Raw genomic sequence first — 14,267 nt, forward strand, 5'->3', positions numbered from 1 at the left:
AGGTGGCGGCTGCCGGTGGCCACAATGTGCTGCTCATCGGAGCCCCTGGAAGCGGGAAATCCATGATGGCCAAACGCCTCCCCAGTATCCTGCCCCCTCTTTCCTTAGGAGAAAGTCTGGAAACCACGAAAATTCATTCGGTAGCCGGCAAGCTGAAAAAAGGCTCGTCCCTTATTGCGACCCGACCGTTCCGCAGCCCACACCATACCATCTCACAAGTAGCCATGGTGGGAGGAGGAGCCACACCTCAGCCCGGAGAAATCAGTCTGGCCCACAACGGAGTGTTGTTTCTCGACGAACTTCCGGAATTCAGCCGCAGTGTGTTGGAGGTACTCCGACAACCGCTCGAGGATCACCGAATCACCATTTCAAGAGCCAAATACACCTTAGAATATCCGGCAAATTTCCAACTCATCGCATCCATGAATCCGTGTCCGTGTGGCTATTATAACCACCCGACACGTCCCTGCGTATGCACCCCGGGACAAGTACAGCGCTACCTGAACAAAATTTCGGGTCCTCTGCTCGACCGTATCGACATCCAGGTAGAAATTGTACCTGTACCCTTTGAAGAGATAGCCAAGAACACTCCCAGTGAAAGCAGTGCCGCCATCCGGGAAAGGGTGATTCGCGCCAGACAAATACAAGCCCAGCGCTTTGCCGACCAACCAGGCATCTACAGCAATGCCCAGATGACACCCAAGCTGTTGCATCGCTATGCCCAACCTGACGCGTCCGGCCTAAATCTTTTACGAGCCGCCATGAACCGCCTGAACCTTTCCGCCCGCGCATACGACCGCATTCTGAAAGTCGCCCGTACCATCGCCGATTTGGAAGGCTGTTCTGACATCCGCCCTGAGCACCTGGCCGAAGCCATCAGCTACCGCAATCTGGACCGTGAGAATTGGGCAGGATAGGATTCCATAACACCGCAAACGATACGAACAATCATTCATGCTCTTTTCACCCCATCAATCGTCTTTTCATTCCCCTGCTACAAGATTTTCCTACAGTTTTTCTTGTAAATTCCACAAAAAGGATTTATTTTAGACAAATCACCAACAGCATTCTCATGAAAAGAACAGTCTTCTCGCTCCTAATTATGTTATGGGGAACCACTGCATGCCTTCATGCACAAACAGAGACCGGCACCATCGACAGCCTGAAACAGCAAATCCAATTAGCTGAAAAGCAACAAACTTCACGGGAAAAACTGACTGAATTATATCAGTCACTCGGAGCAGAGTATGAGACTTTGAACCATGATTCGTCGTACCATTATCTGCAAAAAGGACTTGCCCTATATCCGCGACCTGCATTCCACGAGGAAGGCTACCTGCAATTGGTCAACTCATTGGCCAATTACTGGTTCATGGAGGGCAAAATGGAACAAGCCAAAGAAACATTTAAAACCGTTGCTGCCCATGCATGCAAACTTAAGAAAAGACAATACGACCTGGAAGGAGTCGTAGAATCTTCCATCGGGGTCTGCTATCGAAAATTAGGAATGTTCGATTCTGCTGTATATCATTACAACCGAGCCATTGATTTCTGTAAAAAGGCAGGAAAGCCAGAAGACGTGTCTTCTACCTATTACAACATTGGAGTACTTTACCATCTCCATAAACGGTATGAAGAAGCCTTGACACAAGGCCTTCTGTCAGCCGAATATGCCCGAAAAGCCCACGATGAACTCATGGAACTCTACGCCAATAGTCTCGTCGGCGCCAGCTACAGTAAACTGGGGAAATACGACGAAGCATGCCATATTCTTAAGACCAATATTCACAAGGCTCTGGCCATCCAGCAACCTTTGCTGGCTATGGGCTCCCTTTGCCCCCTGCTCAGCACCTATCAGTTATGGAACAAGAAAGATTCCGTCCGGATAATCTTGCGAAAAGGAGAAGAACTCATCCGGCAAATTCCTCGAAACAGTCCGACAGCCCTTGAATTTTACAGCACTCAGGCCAGTCTTTACCAGTGGATAGGAGAATACCAGAAAAGTCTCCAAATACTAACCGACAATCCCTTGATTCAGACACAGCTGCCCTACGACAAGTTCCATACCCTCCTTGCCCGCAACTATGAAGGGCTGGGTAACTATCAGAAAGCATTCGAACACCTGCAAGACGTATGCGTGTACCAAGACTCCATCTTCAATGGAAAAATCAAGGACGAGCTGTCAGAGCTGAACGAAAAGCTCCGTGTGAGTGACAAAGAACTGAAAATAGCCCGCTTGGAAAAAGAACAAGTGCAGGAAAAAGAAATCCGTCTGCGAAATACGGTTTATTTCAGCAGTGTCATCCTCCTGCTACTGGTAATGATTTTCATTCTCCTCCATAAACGGAAATTGCAAAAAAAGGAAACAGAACTGGTTGCCGCCCAACAATACATTGAAGGGTTGGAAAACGAACGTAAACGACTGGCCAAAGACCTGCACGACGGTGTATGCAACGACCTGTTAGGAGCCATCCTGCAGATACAGCAACAGACCTCTTCGGAAGCACTCAAGATATCCACTCTCCACACTTTGGGAGAGATACGGAGCAGTGTACGGGCCATCTCCCATGAACTGATGCCCCCTAACTTCCAGTTTGCCAATTTAAACGAAATGCTGGCCGATTATTTCTCCAGAATGCAAGAAATATCCGGGGTTATCATCCACTACGTACCCCATCCGCAAATCAACTGGTCGCATATTTCAGAATATATCGGATATGAGATTTACCGCATCCTGCAAGAAACAATCGGCAATGTGTTGAAACATGCTCATGCAAGCCTCATCCACATTCAGCTGAATGAACAGGACGGAGAACTGCGTATCGACGTACAACACGACGGACAATGGGAACAGCCGACAGAACCCGCCAAGGGCATCGGACTACGCACCATCCATGACCGCCTGAAAACAATAGGAGGGAATTACGAACTGAAAATCCAAGGAAAGCAAATAAGCATGCATATCCAAGTACACCTTCATGGGAAAAATCACGGTTTTCGGTGAGATGCGTTTCAATGAATCTCTTTTTCTTTGCAATATAAAAATATCCGCATGACAGGCACAAAAGCAAATATCCTATTAGTCGATGATCATAGCCTTATATTGCAAGGTATCCGGCATGTCATCTCACAAATGTCAGAAATAGATAAAGTGTACACCGCCTCTTCAGGTGCAGAAGCCCTGTCACTGATAAACAGGCAACCTTTCAATCTGTATGTGCTGGATGTGGAACTGCCTGATACCAACGGATTCGACCTGATAGAAAAGATTCAACAAAAATATCCAGACGCCCGGATTCTGATCAATACCATGCACGAAGAGATATGGATACTTAAAAGACTGACCAAATCTCCTATTCATGGAGCCATATTGAAATCGGCCGATATCCACGAACTCACATTGGCCATCCAGACCATTCTGAAAGGCGGAAACTATCTCTGCAAACGATTCAAATCTATTTTAAACCGCCTGCAAGCAGAAGAACAACTGAAGGAACAGCTTACGTTACGAGAAATGGAAGTGCTGCAAGCCATTGCCAAAGGATACAATACGAGAGAAATTGCGGATCTGCTCCATGTATCTGGCAACACCATTGAGTCACACCGTAAAAGCCTCATGAGCAAGCTGGAAGCCAAAAACGCGGTCGACCTTGTACTGAAGGCCATCCATTTAGGCATCATCCCCTTGGATTGCAAATGATTCCCACAAAAAAACAGCAGTTTATGAGGACGACTATTCATTTTTCGCTATATTTGAGGGCGTAAAGAAATCTTTGTATCACCTTAAAAATACACGAACTATGAGTTTGGAAAGAACACTCGTTATCCTGAAACCCAGCGCCGTGCAGCGCGGGCTTATCGGGGAAATAACCCATCGTTTTGAACGGAAGGGCCTGCGATTGGCCGGCATGAAAATGATGCAACTCACGGAAGACCTGCTTAATGAACATTATGCTCATCTGGCCGGGAAACCTTTTTTCCCTCGCGTGAAGGCTTCCATGATGGCATGCCCCGTCATCGTATGCTGCTATGAGGGAGTCGACGCCATCCAAGTGGTACGTTCCATGACAGGAGCCACCAACGGGCGAGTAGCCGTCCCGGGTACTATCCGTGGAGATTATTGTGTCAGTTCACAGGAAAATATCGTTCATACTTCCGATTCACCTAAAACGGCCGCAGAAGAAATCGCACGTTTCTTCAAGCCCGAGGAATTGTTTGAATATGATAGAGCCATTGTCGACTTTCTCTATTATCCAGAAGAATACAAGCTTACCTAAGCGAGCATAGTAGAACAAAAAAAACGTGACAGTCACACGCTGCCACGTTTTTTATACCTTAAATTTTCTCGTTTATTTGCTCAGAGCCCGGGAACGCTCTCCCAAATATCCTCCATGATGACGCTTGCTGTATTCCTCAATAGTAAAGCCCGTTTTGCGCATAGTCTCCACCACCAGGATATCTCCTATCACCGTCATGACTGTGGTCGAAGTAGTAGGTGTCATTCCCAGCAGACATACCTCATCAGGATGTCCTGTAGCCAAACAAATGTCGGCAGACTTTGCCAAAGGGCTATCCGGATTTCCCGTGATGACAATCTTCTTCAGCGTAGGGTCCAGCCGTGCCGCCAACTCTGTAAGTTCTACAATCTCGCGGGTTTTTCCTGAATTTGAAATCAACAGCAGCAAATCATTTTTCTGCAAGATTCCCAAATCGCCATGCTGTGCCTCACTCGGATGCAGAAAAACCGCCGGTATACCTGTAGAACAAAATGTAGTAGCTATATTCATGGCAATCTGCCCAGCCTTACCCATTCCACTCGTCACCAGCTTTCCGCCCTTTTCATGCACCTGCTGCACAATCAGCTGCACCGCTTTTTCGTATCCGTCGGTCACTGGGATATTCAATACAGCCTGAGCCTCACGCTGTAACAATTCTTTAATTGATGAATTCATATAGAGTATGATTAAATGATAATTCTATTCCAACAAACGAGTCAGCTCGTCGAATGTATTGGCCACCTCGAAATAATTCTTTAACGGACGGTGCGCAAAATGCGTTGCTTCCAGTCGCTCCAGAAACACCAGCAGGTCATTCCAAAAACCATCTATATTATAAAAAATCACCCGCTTGTCATGGTAGCCAATGCTGCACGAAGCCATCACATGAAACACCTCATCCAATGTACCTATTCCGCCAGGCAAAGCCACCATAACTTCCGCCTCCTGCACCATGATGTCCTTCCGGTCACTCAGGTTTACCGAGTGGAACGACACGTCAAGCAAGTCGCTCACTTTTCCATTCTCTTCCAATTTGGTAGGCACCACACCCATAATCATGGCCCCGTTTTCCTTCGCACTTTTCGCCAGGACCTCCATCAGGCCTGTATTGGAACCTCCGTAAACCAGCCATTTATGATGTTGCCCCAGCCATGCTCCCAACTCCTTTGCTTTCTCCATAAATACAGGTGCAATGGTATCCGAAGCTGAACAAAAAACTGCAATTTTATTCATATATTAGTTTTAATATCCTTCAGTGCAAATATCTGCATTTTTTGAAGAAAGGCAATAAGTATTTATTGTAAATTTGCGGCAAAATCGAAATTACACCCGAAAATGGCATATTCAACTTTCACCCTCCCTAACGGACTGCGTCTCATCCATACCACCAGCCCCACCAATGTGGCTTATTGTGGCTTCGCCGTTGATACGGGTACCCGCGATGAACTCCCGCAGGAACAAGGAATGGCACACTTCGTGGAACATCTCATCTTCAAAGGAACCCAGAAGCGGAAAGCCTGGCACATTCTGAACCGCATGGAAAACGTGGGAGGTGACCTGAATGCCTATACTAACAAAGAGGAAACCGTTATCTACAGCGCCTTCCTAAAAGAACATTTCAACCGGGCGGCAGAGCTGTTGACCGACATCGTGTTCCATAGCCTCTTCCCCGCTCACGAAATAGAAAAGGAGGTAGAAGTCATCATCGATGAGATACAAAGTTACGAAGACAGTCCGGCAGAGCTCATTTTCGATGACTTTGAAGAACTCATCTTTCCCAATCATCCATTAGGACGAAATATTCTGGGCAATCCGGAACTCTTACGAAAATTTACCAGCGAAGATGCACAACATTTTGTACGCACACATTACCAGCCAAAGAATATGGTATTCTTCGTATTAGGTGACATCCCTTTCTCAAAAGTCATCCGAACCTTAGAGAAGCTCACAGCGGATATTCCTTCGAGTACAGACGCTCAACCACTACGTACACACCCGGCTCCATACCAACCTCGCCAACTGACCCTTCACAAGGATACACATCAAGCACACGTCATGATGGGAGGAAGAGGTTATCATGCTTACGACGAACGACGTACCGGTCTGTACTTACTTAACAATATCTTAGGAGGCCCTGGCATGAACAGTCGACTGAACGTGTCTCTACGTGAGAAAAGGGGACTGGTGTATACGGTAGAATCAAACCTGACCTCTTATACAGATACGGGGACGTTTTGCATCTACTTCGGCTGTGACCCACACGACACGGATCATTGCATTTCCCTGGTCCACAAAGAACTTAAGAAAATCCGTGACAAGGCACTGACCAGCCTGCAGCTTCATGCAGCCAAAAAGCAAATCATCGGTCAGATAGGAGTCGCAGGTGACAACTTTGAGAACAACGCCCTCAATATGGGCAAATGCTTTCTTCACTACCAGACTTACGAAGAAAAAGAAGAGGTATTCAAACGAATTGAAGACCTCACCGCCTCCCAACTACTTGACATTGCTAATGAAATGTTAGCAGAAACCTATCTATCCACGTTAATCTATCAGTGAAATAAAGGCCGAATAATACATTTTTTCTACCGTATAGTAACAAGATACTCATATATATTCTCAAAACTCATTTTTTGTCTTTTCATTCATTTCTAAAACTTTCTACTTTCGAAGAAAAATGGAAATAATGAGAAAGAACGAAGTAATCAAAAACAGGCTGGAAGAATGGATCAACCAAAAGGGGTATTTGAATTCCCGCATTACCATCATACAGCTAAGCAAAATCATTGGAGTAAATAGAACCTACCTATCCAATCACATCAATACCACTTATGGTACAAACTTCAATCTCTGGATCAACCGTATGCGCATAGCAGAGGCCAAGCAACTTATCAAATTATCACCCAAACGTAATCTGTCAGAAATAGCTACCCAAATCGGATTTACTGATTTAGCACACTTCAGCAAGCAATTCAAGTTACAAGAAGGTGTGACACCCTCCGAATGGAGAAAAAACATATAAGTTTTCCCGATGGTTCACAACCTTATCAAATAGGTTTCCTATCATAAATCATAATATAACTAATCAATCAGAATTCTCTTCCTACCCACCCATTAATCAGTTTTTTTTACTGAATAGTCACAAATATTGTCTGAATAAACATTCTTTCCATACCAATAACACAAATCGACAAAAAAGAGTGCTTTTAACTCTTGTCTATTTATTAAATTTACCCTTAGAAAATAAGAGAAATACCGTCTTCCAATCAATAAGTCCCCAACCAAAGCCGGGAAGCTTACTTTGCAACAAGAAGACATTCTATTACTTTTTAATGAAAAACCAATAGTTATGGAAAGAATATTTTTTGCTATGGAAATTATCGCCGGTATTAGCAGTTTAATACTGGCCATCTTCCTTCATTTCTCCGAAGTTCCTAAAGGAGAAATGAGCAAACGCAGCAAACATAGCCGAATTTATGTAGAAATTGCCTATATCATCGTAGGACTTGCCTCACTCGGTGTCGCATTCACCAACAACGCCTATCATGAAACATTAAAAGCCTTCTTCATCCAAAGTCTGGCTCCTATCCAGGCACTTCTGTTTCTCTGGTCTATTACATATCCTATATATATAGGCCATAAACTAAAAGGATTTATGCAACGGCAACTCATATATACCATTCTGTTGGCTGCAGCCAATCTGATTTATTACTTCGGCATGGATGGGCAGACAGGAACGCTACCTTATTATCTCCTTATGAGCTGCCACCTCCTTCTACTAATTCTCTACATACGTGTGTACCTTCGTATCTCCAAACGCTGGGTACAAGTACACCCCGAACGTGAACCCTATCTAAAGAAGGGGATACACCCAATCTTTATCGGATTGTGCATCATGTTCATGCTTTCCGTCGCAGTAAATATTTATCCTTACTTCATCAGCCAGTTAGTATTCACGGGGCTATACACCATATTCTATATCATATTCGCTTTGGAATATCATAATTATGGCATTCGTATCGCCAACTATTCGTTCAACGAAGCAAACCAACCAGTTATAGAAGAACAACATCCTACAACTGAGACTGTTACTGAGGACAATACCACATCCACCAAAAAAGGCTACAAATGGAACTATGAAAAAATAGAAGAAAAACTACAGGAATGGATATCCAACAAAGGCTATCTTCACCCCAGTCTTACCATTCAAGACATGAGTAAAGAAATAGGTATCAACCGTACCTATCTATCAAACTTCATCAATGAAACCTATCAAACCAATTTCAATGGCTGGATTAACGGGTTACGAATTGAAGAGGCTAAACTCCGAATGCATAACAATCCAGATTTAAGTCTTGCCGAAGTGGCCGAACAAGTAGGATTTGCCGACCTTGCTCATTTTAGCAAACAATTCAAGCTCAAAGAAGGCTGCTCTCCTTCTACGTGGAAAAAGAAAAGCCAAGAAACCGATATCTAGCTCCGTAGTAGGACAATTCATCTTCCACGCCTACAAGAACAAACTGACCAAGGAACAGCAAGACGAATGCAGCAAACTGATACAATAATACAAATAGAATACGGCTCGGTATAGCCCAAACGAAAAACTTTATTTTTCGTTTGTCTCTACTCTCGCCTTTCACTATCTTTGCGCCATTGAACGGATTATCATAAAACTACATACACGCATGAAAATAGAAGATAAACTGACGGCGTCCGTAATCAACGGCGTGAAAGAGTTGTACGGGCAGGAAGTTCCCGCCAAGATGGTACAGCTGCAGAAGACCAAGAAAGAGTTTGAAGGCCACCTCACACTGGTTGTCTTCCCTTTCCTGAAGATTTCCAAGAAAGGTCCGGAACAAACCGCACAGGAAATCGGAGAATATCTGAAGCAGCACGAACCTGCCATCGCCAGCTACAACGTAATCAAAGGATTCCTGAACCTGACCATTGCTTCGAGCGTATGGATCGACTTGCTGAACCGCATCCAGGCGGACAGCCAATGGGGTATTCAGAAAGCTGCCGACAATGCGCCACTGGTGATGATTGAATATTCTTCTCCGAACACCAACAAGCCGCTCCACTTGGGCCACGTACGCAACAACTTGTTGGGTAACGCATTGGCCAATATCATTGCTGCCAATGGCAATAAAGTAGTAAAGACCAACATTGTCAACGACCGCGGTATCCATATCTGCAAGTCCATGCTGGCTTGGTTGAAATATGGCAACGGCGAGACTCCGGAATCATCCGGGAAAAAGGGTGACCACCTGATTGGCGACTACTATGTGGCTTTCGACAAACACTACAAAGCGGAAGTAAAAGAACTAATGGCGAAGTACGAAGCAGAAGGCATGAACGAGGAAGAAGCCAAGACCAAGGCAGAAGCCAACTCTCCGCTGATGCTGGAAGCCCGCGAGATGCTTCGCAAATGGGAAGCCAACGACCCGGAAGTACGCGCGCTCTGGAAGAAGATGAACGACTGGGTATATGCCGGCTTCGATGAGACCTACAAGATGATGGGCGTCAGCTTCGACAAAATATATTACGAATCACAGACTTACCTGGAAGGAAAGGCCAAGGTATTGGAAGGACTGGAGAAAGGACTCTTCTACCGTAAGGAAGACGGCTCTGTATGGGCTGACCTGACTCCGGAAGGACTGGACCAGAAGCTGCTGCTCCGTGCAGACGGTACTTCGGTCTACATGACACAGGATATTGGTACAGCTAAGTTGCGTTTCCAGGATTATCCCATCAACAAGATGATTTATGTAGTGGGTAACGAACAGAACTACCACTTCCAGGTGTTGTCCATCCTGCTCGACAAGCTGGGCTTCGAATGGGGTAAGGACTTGGTACACTTCTCTTACGGTATGGTGGAACTGCCGGAAGGTAAGATGAAGAGCCGTGAAGGTACCGTAGTCGATGCGGATGACCTGATGGAAGCTATGATTGAAACGGCCAAAGAAACCAGCAACGAACTGGGTAAACTGGACGGACTGACAAAGGAAGAGGCCGACGACATCGCCCGTATCGTGGGACTGGGTGCCTTGAAGTATTTTATCCTGAAGGTGGATGCCCGCAAGAACATGACGTTCAACCCGAAGGAATCCATCGACTTCAACGGAAATACGGGACCGTTCATTCAGTACACTTACGCACGTATCCAGTCTATTCTCCGCAAGGCCGCAGAAGCTGGTATCCAGATTCCGGCTGCAATCCCGACAGGCATCGAACTGAATACCAAGGAAGAAGCACTGATTCAGATGCTGGCCGACTTCCCCAACGTGGTAAAACAGGCAGGTACGGACTACAATCCGTCTATCCTGGCCAACTATGCCTACGATTTGGTGAAGGAATACAACCAATTCTATCACGACTTCAGCATTCTGCGTGAAGAGAACGAGGCTGTGAAGATTTTCCGTCTGGCATTGAGTCAGAACGTAGGAAAGATTGTCAAGCTGGCCATGGGCTTGCTGGGCATCGAAGTACCTGAACGCATGTAATTCATTTGAAAATAGCGGGTGGCAAGGGAGCCACCCGCCTTTTTTAACCTCCTTATCTCTTTATGGCGAAAAAAAAATTCTATGTAGTGTGGAAGGGTGTGAATCCGGGAGTATATGCTTCTTGGACTGACTGCCAGCTGCAAATCCAAGGATACAAAGGAGCCATCTATAAATCATTCGACACAGAAGAGGAAGCCGCACAGGCTTTTGCTACTCCCGCCCATGTATATTTACACCGCCACCGGAAACCAACGGTTCAAGAACCTTCTGCAAAACAGCTTCCGGAAAATTTCGACCTGAACTGCCTGGCAGTCGACGCGGCCTGCAGTGGAAACCCTGGTCCCATGGAGTACCGTGGAGTATACCTGCTTACCGGACAGGAGATTTTCCATTTCGGACCAGTATATGGGACCAACAACATCGGAGAGTTTCTGGCCATCGTACACGGACTGGCACTGCTCAAACAGAAGCAGCTGGACATGCCGCTCTACTCCGACAGCCGCAACGCCCTCCTTTGGGTGAAACAGAAGAAATGCAAAACCAAACTGGAACGCAATGCCCGAACCGAGACCCTGTTCCAGCTGATTGAACGGGCGGAGAAATGGCTGAAGGAGAACACTTACACCACTCCCCTGCGTAAATGGGAAACAGAATCATGGGGCGAAGTCCCCGCCGACTTCGGACGTAAATAATCAGACCTAAACAAATGAAAAAGAGACTTGCTTACCTGGGATGTATTTTTGCCGCTATTTTAGGCTATTTCCTCCTCCAGAAACCAATCTTCATGCTCTACAACGGAGCTTTAGAGAAAGAGGTATCTTTCATGGACTACCTGAAAGTGCTGTATCACGGCTTTACCCTTGATGCAGCCACCACGGGCTACCTTACTGCCTTTCCCTGGCTGATTATCCTGGTAAGCTTCTGGTTCCGCCGTTTCCCACTGCGAAAGATTCTCGTGGGCTACTATGCGTTGATTGCCCTGGCTACGACCCTTGTCTTCATCGGAGACATGGCTTTGTATCCGTTCTGGGGATTCAAGCTCGATGCCTCCATCTTCCTCTACCTAGACTCTCCCAAAAATGCCATGGCCAGCGTGTCAGTCGGCTTTATCCTGATACGGATGATGTGTATCCTGATACTATCAGCCCTGCTCACATGGGGACTGTATAAAATAACGCCTGCTCAACTCCCTCAAGTACTACAGATCCGCAAACGTCTCACAGGCAGTCTGGTCACGATTCTGTTGGGGGGTATCCTCTTCATCATCATCCGAGGTGGTGTCACCGAATCGACCAGCAATGTAGGACAGGCGTATTTCTGTGACAACGAATTCCTGAACCATTCGGCAGTCAATCCGGATTTCAGTCTGCTGTCGTCCATCAGTAAGACAACCGACTTTTCCAAGCAATTCAATTTCTTTAACGAGAAGGAACGGGCCAGCCTGTTCGACGGGTTGTATGCAGACACCGGAGAGAACACGGTATCCCTGCTGAACACACAACGCCCTAACGTACTGATTATCCTGATGGAAAGCTTCGGAGGCGTGTTTGTGGAACCGTTAGGAGGGCTCCCGGATGTCAGTCCCAACTTGAACCGGCTGAGTAAAGAGGGCGTGTTTTTCACGAACTGTTACGCCAACAGTTTCCGTACCGACCGAGGTACAATCTGTACTTTCAGCGGCTACCAAAGCTTTCCTACCGTGTCGGTCATGAAGTCACCGGCCAAGAGCCGTACGCTGCCTTCCATTGCCGGGAAGCTGCGGGAGCAAGGTTATGCCACTGACTTTCTGTACGGAGGAGACATCAACTTTACCAACATGAAGAGCTACCTGTTAGGCAGTGGTTACCAGCATCTCACGGCCGACGTGGATTTCAGCCTGGAAGAACGCAAAAATCCCTGGGGAGTGAACGATGACATCACTTTTGAACATCTCTACCAACAGATAAAAACACGCACTGGCAACCAGCCTTGGCACACGGCCTTTTTGACTCTTAGCAGCCACGAACCTTTCGAAGTACCTTACCACCGCCTGAACGAAAAAATTCCCAATGCCTTCGCCTTTACAGACGACTGTCTGGGAAAATTTATCGACAAGCTCAAGGCGCTTCCGCAATGGAAAAACCTGCTCATTGTCTGCCTGCCGGACCACGGCTTCTATTATCCGGAAGAAGGACTGGTACACGACCCGCGCATCCATCACATCCCCATGCTCTGGTTAGGCGGTGCCGTGAAGCAACCCATGGTCATCGACAAGCTGATGAACCAAAGCGACATGGCCGCTACCCTGTTGGCACAGCTGGGGCTCAGCCACAAAGAATTCAACTTCAGCCGTAACGTGCTGGGTAAGGATTACAAATACCCCTTTGCCTACTACACCTACAACAACGGCTTTGCCTTCTGCGACAGTACCGGTGTCACCCTGATTGACAACAACTCCGACAAGGCATTAATAGAATCCCCAGCTCCGAACGCACGACGCACAGAACTGGGGAAAGCGATTCTACAATCTTCTTACGATGATTTGGGAGCGCGATAACCATTACTCCACAAACATCACTTTCGATGCATCACGAGGCTTGGCAGCCGGCGATTCATCCGGATATCCGAAGGCAATGCAATACAACAGGTCATAGCCTTCGGGAATGTTCAGACGTTTCAGGTATTCTGCGGCTCCGGGGTCGGTCTTCATGAAACGTATGGGACCACCCAGACAGCAGGAACCGATGCCCATAGACCAGGCAGAAAGAATCATGTTCTCACCCAACAATCCACAATCCACTTGTGAGAAATCGTAGGCAGTGTCGTTGGCAATAAACACCACCGTCGGTGCATTGCGGAACATATTCCGGAAATTCGGATCGTCCGCCACTTTCGGGTTGGCTTTCTTATACACCTCCGTCAGACCATTGATGAATTCCGGATTGTCTACTACCCGGATTGCCCATGATTGTTTGTTCTGTCCGTTAGGCGCATTAATACCACAATTCAAAATCACCTGCATCGTATCCCGGTTCACCGGCTGTGGCAGATACTTCCGTACACTGCGGCGTGCCATAATGGTCTCGATTACTTGATTGGTACTGTCTGCCTCGTTTGCGGCTGCCGGCTGTGATTGCTGTGTCTGACCGCCACAGCTGGAAAGACAGAGCAAGCCTGCCCCCAGCATCGAATAAATCATCTTTTTCATACGCTTTATCTTTGATTAGCTCAATCTTCAATTGCTTTCGCCTTCTTCCCCACACACCGACTGCAGAAACAGCCGTTCTTCCTCTTCTCCCGGCAACAAACATATCTCTATCCCTGCCACCATCCGACCAAATATAACAAAAAAAGCGGTTCCCCGAAGGAAACCGCTTTCATATTTAAGAATTTGTAAGTCAGAATTACAATTTCGGACCAGCAGCAACCAAAGCTTTACCAGCTTCGTTACCAGTGAACTTAGCGAAGTTCTTGATGAAGCGAGCAGCCAAGTCTTTAGCTTTTTCTT

General features: G+C 46.6%; 13 protein-coding genes. 10 read left to right on the forward strand and 3 right to left on the reverse strand.

Translation table 11 applies throughout. The features are described 5' to 3' along the window. The 4 genes from RDP42_RS11600 to ndk form a co-directional block, all read left to right on the forward strand. Positions 1-917 (forward strand): YifB family Mg chelatase-like AAA ATPase (locus tag RDP42_RS11600; RefSeq protein ID WP_308763809.1); only part of this gene is annotated, 917 nt, incomplete at its 5' end. A gap of 155 nt (positions 918-1,072) precedes the next feature. Continuing rightward, positions 1,073-3,004 (forward strand): tetratricopeptide repeat protein, encoded by a 1,932-nt coding sequence (locus RDP42_RS11605; protein WP_308763810.1) that lies wholly within the window; start codon positions 1,073-1,075, stop codon positions 3,002-3,004. Between the two features lie 48 nt (positions 3,005-3,052). Next, positions 3,053-3,700 carry a response regulator transcription factor gene (locus RDP42_RS11610; protein WP_308763811.1) on the forward strand — a complete coding sequence of 216 codons (648 nt, stop codon included), beginning with the start codon at positions 3,053-3,055 and terminating at the stop codon, positions 3,698-3,700. Between the two features lie 100 nt (positions 3,701-3,800). Beyond that, the gene (gene ndk, locus RDP42_RS11615; protein ID WP_204474518.1) at positions 3,801-4,277 is read left to right on the forward strand and encodes a nucleoside-diphosphate kinase; all 477 of its coding nucleotides are present in this window, start codon (positions 3,801-3,803) and stop codon (positions 4,275-4,277) included. A gap of 72 nt (positions 4,278-4,349) precedes the next feature. On the opposite strand, the gene RDP42_RS11620 is transcribed toward ndk, so the two are convergent. Further along, complete coding sequence (locus tag RDP42_RS11620) at positions 4,350-4,952, reverse strand: SIS domain-containing protein (RefSeq protein WP_204474520.1); 603 nt, start codon at positions 4,950-4,952, stop codon at positions 4,350-4,352. Positions 4,953-4,976: 24 nt separating this feature from the next. Then, on the reverse strand, positions 4,977-5,510 hold the full coding sequence (locus RDP42_RS11625; RefSeq protein WP_308763812.1) for a TIGR00730 family Rossman fold protein: 534 nt from the start codon (positions 5,508-5,510) through the stop codon (positions 4,977-4,979). 102 nt (positions 5,511-5,612) lie between these two features. Here RDP42_RS11625 and RDP42_RS11630 point away from each other — a divergent pair, with 102 nt between their 5' ends. The 6 genes from RDP42_RS11630 (at position 5,613) to RDP42_RS11655 (ending at position 13,316) form a co-directional block, all read left to right on the forward strand. Further along, entirely contained in the window at positions 5,613-6,836 is a 1,224-nt protein-coding gene (locus RDP42_RS11630) for a pitrilysin family protein (protein WP_308763813.1), read from the forward strand. 127 nt (positions 6,837-6,963) lie between these two features. After that, positions 6,964-7,299 (forward strand): AraC family transcriptional regulator, encoded by a 336-nt coding sequence (locus RDP42_RS11635; protein ID WP_308763814.1) that lies wholly within the window; start codon positions 6,964-6,966, stop codon positions 7,297-7,299. Between the two features lie 327 nt (positions 7,300-7,626). Continuing rightward, positions 7,627-8,754, forward strand: a complete 1,128-nt coding sequence (locus tag RDP42_RS11640) for a helix-turn-helix domain-containing protein (protein ID WP_308763815.1) — start codon at positions 7,627-7,629, stop codon at positions 8,752-8,754. 208 nt (positions 8,755-8,962) lie between these two features. Next, complete coding sequence (gene argS, locus RDP42_RS11645; RefSeq protein WP_308763816.1) at positions 8,963-10,780, forward strand: arginine--tRNA ligase; 1,818 nt, start codon at positions 8,963-8,965, stop codon at positions 10,778-10,780. 62 nt (positions 10,781-10,842) lie between these two features. Next, positions 10,843-11,472 carry a ribonuclease H family protein gene (locus RDP42_RS11650; protein WP_308763817.1) on the forward strand — a complete coding sequence of 210 codons (630 nt, stop codon included), beginning with the start codon at positions 10,843-10,845 and terminating at the stop codon, positions 11,470-11,472. A gap of 14 nt (positions 11,473-11,486) precedes the next feature. Beyond that, positions 11,487-13,316 (forward strand): sulfatase-like hydrolase/transferase, encoded by a 1,830-nt coding sequence (locus RDP42_RS11655; protein ID WP_308763818.1) that lies wholly within the window; start codon positions 11,487-11,489, stop codon positions 13,314-13,316. 3 nt (positions 13,317-13,319) lie between these two features. Here the strand turns inward: RDP42_RS11655 and RDP42_RS11660 are convergent, their stop codons facing one another. Then, positions 13,320-13,967 carry a nitroreductase gene (locus tag RDP42_RS11660; protein WP_204474528.1) on the reverse strand — a complete coding sequence of 216 codons (648 nt, stop codon included), beginning with the start codon at positions 13,965-13,967 and terminating at the stop codon, positions 13,320-13,322. Positions 13,968-14,267: the final 300 nt, after the last annotated feature.

The sequence above is a fragment of the uncultured Bacteroides sp. genome (assembly GCF_902472605.1).
Lineage (GTDB): Bacteria > Bacteroidota > Bacteroidia > Bacteroidales > Bacteroidaceae > Phocaeicola.

Bases quoted from the DNA above. Each gene is read 5' to 3' on its own strand.
- RDP42_RS11605 (WP_308763810.1), top strand. From the start codon at position 1,073: ATGAAAAGAACAGTCTTCTCGCTCCTAATTATGTTATGGGGAACCACT.
- RDP42_RS11610 (WP_308763811.1), top strand. From the start codon at position 3,053: ATGACAGGCACAAAAGCAAATATCCTATTAGTCGATGATCATAGCCTT.
- ndk (WP_204474518.1), top strand. From the start codon at position 3,801: ATGAGTTTGGAAAGAACACTCGTTATCCTGAAACCCAGCGCCGTGCAG.
- RDP42_RS11620 (WP_204474520.1), bottom strand. From the start codon at position 4,952: ATGAATTCATCAATTAAAGAATTGTTACAGCGTGAGGCTCAGGCTGTA.
- RDP42_RS11625 (WP_308763812.1), bottom strand. From the start codon at position 5,510: ATGAATAAAATTGCAGTTTTTTGTTCAGCTTCGGATACCATTGCACCT.
- RDP42_RS11630 (WP_308763813.1), top strand. From the start codon at position 5,613: ATGGCATATTCAACTTTCACCCTCCCTAACGGACTGCGTCTCATCCAT.
- RDP42_RS11635 (WP_308763814.1), top strand. From the start codon at position 6,964: ATGAGAAAGAACGAAGTAATCAAAAACAGGCTGGAAGAATGGATCAAC.
- RDP42_RS11640 (WP_308763815.1), top strand. From the start codon at position 7,627: ATGGAAAGAATATTTTTTGCTATGGAAATTATCGCCGGTATTAGCAGT.
- argS (WP_308763816.1), top strand. From the start codon at position 8,963: ATGAAAATAGAAGATAAACTGACGGCGTCCGTAATCAACGGCGTGAAA.
- RDP42_RS11650 (WP_308763817.1), top strand. From the start codon at position 10,843: ATGGCGAAAAAAAAATTCTATGTAGTGTGGAAGGGTGTGAATCCGGGA.
- RDP42_RS11655 (WP_308763818.1), top strand. From the start codon at position 11,487: ATGAAAAAGAGACTTGCTTACCTGGGATGTATTTTTGCCGCTATTTTA.
- RDP42_RS11660 (WP_204474528.1), bottom strand. From the start codon at position 13,967: ATGAAAAAGATGATTTATTCGATGCTGGGGGCAGGCTTGCTCTGTCTT.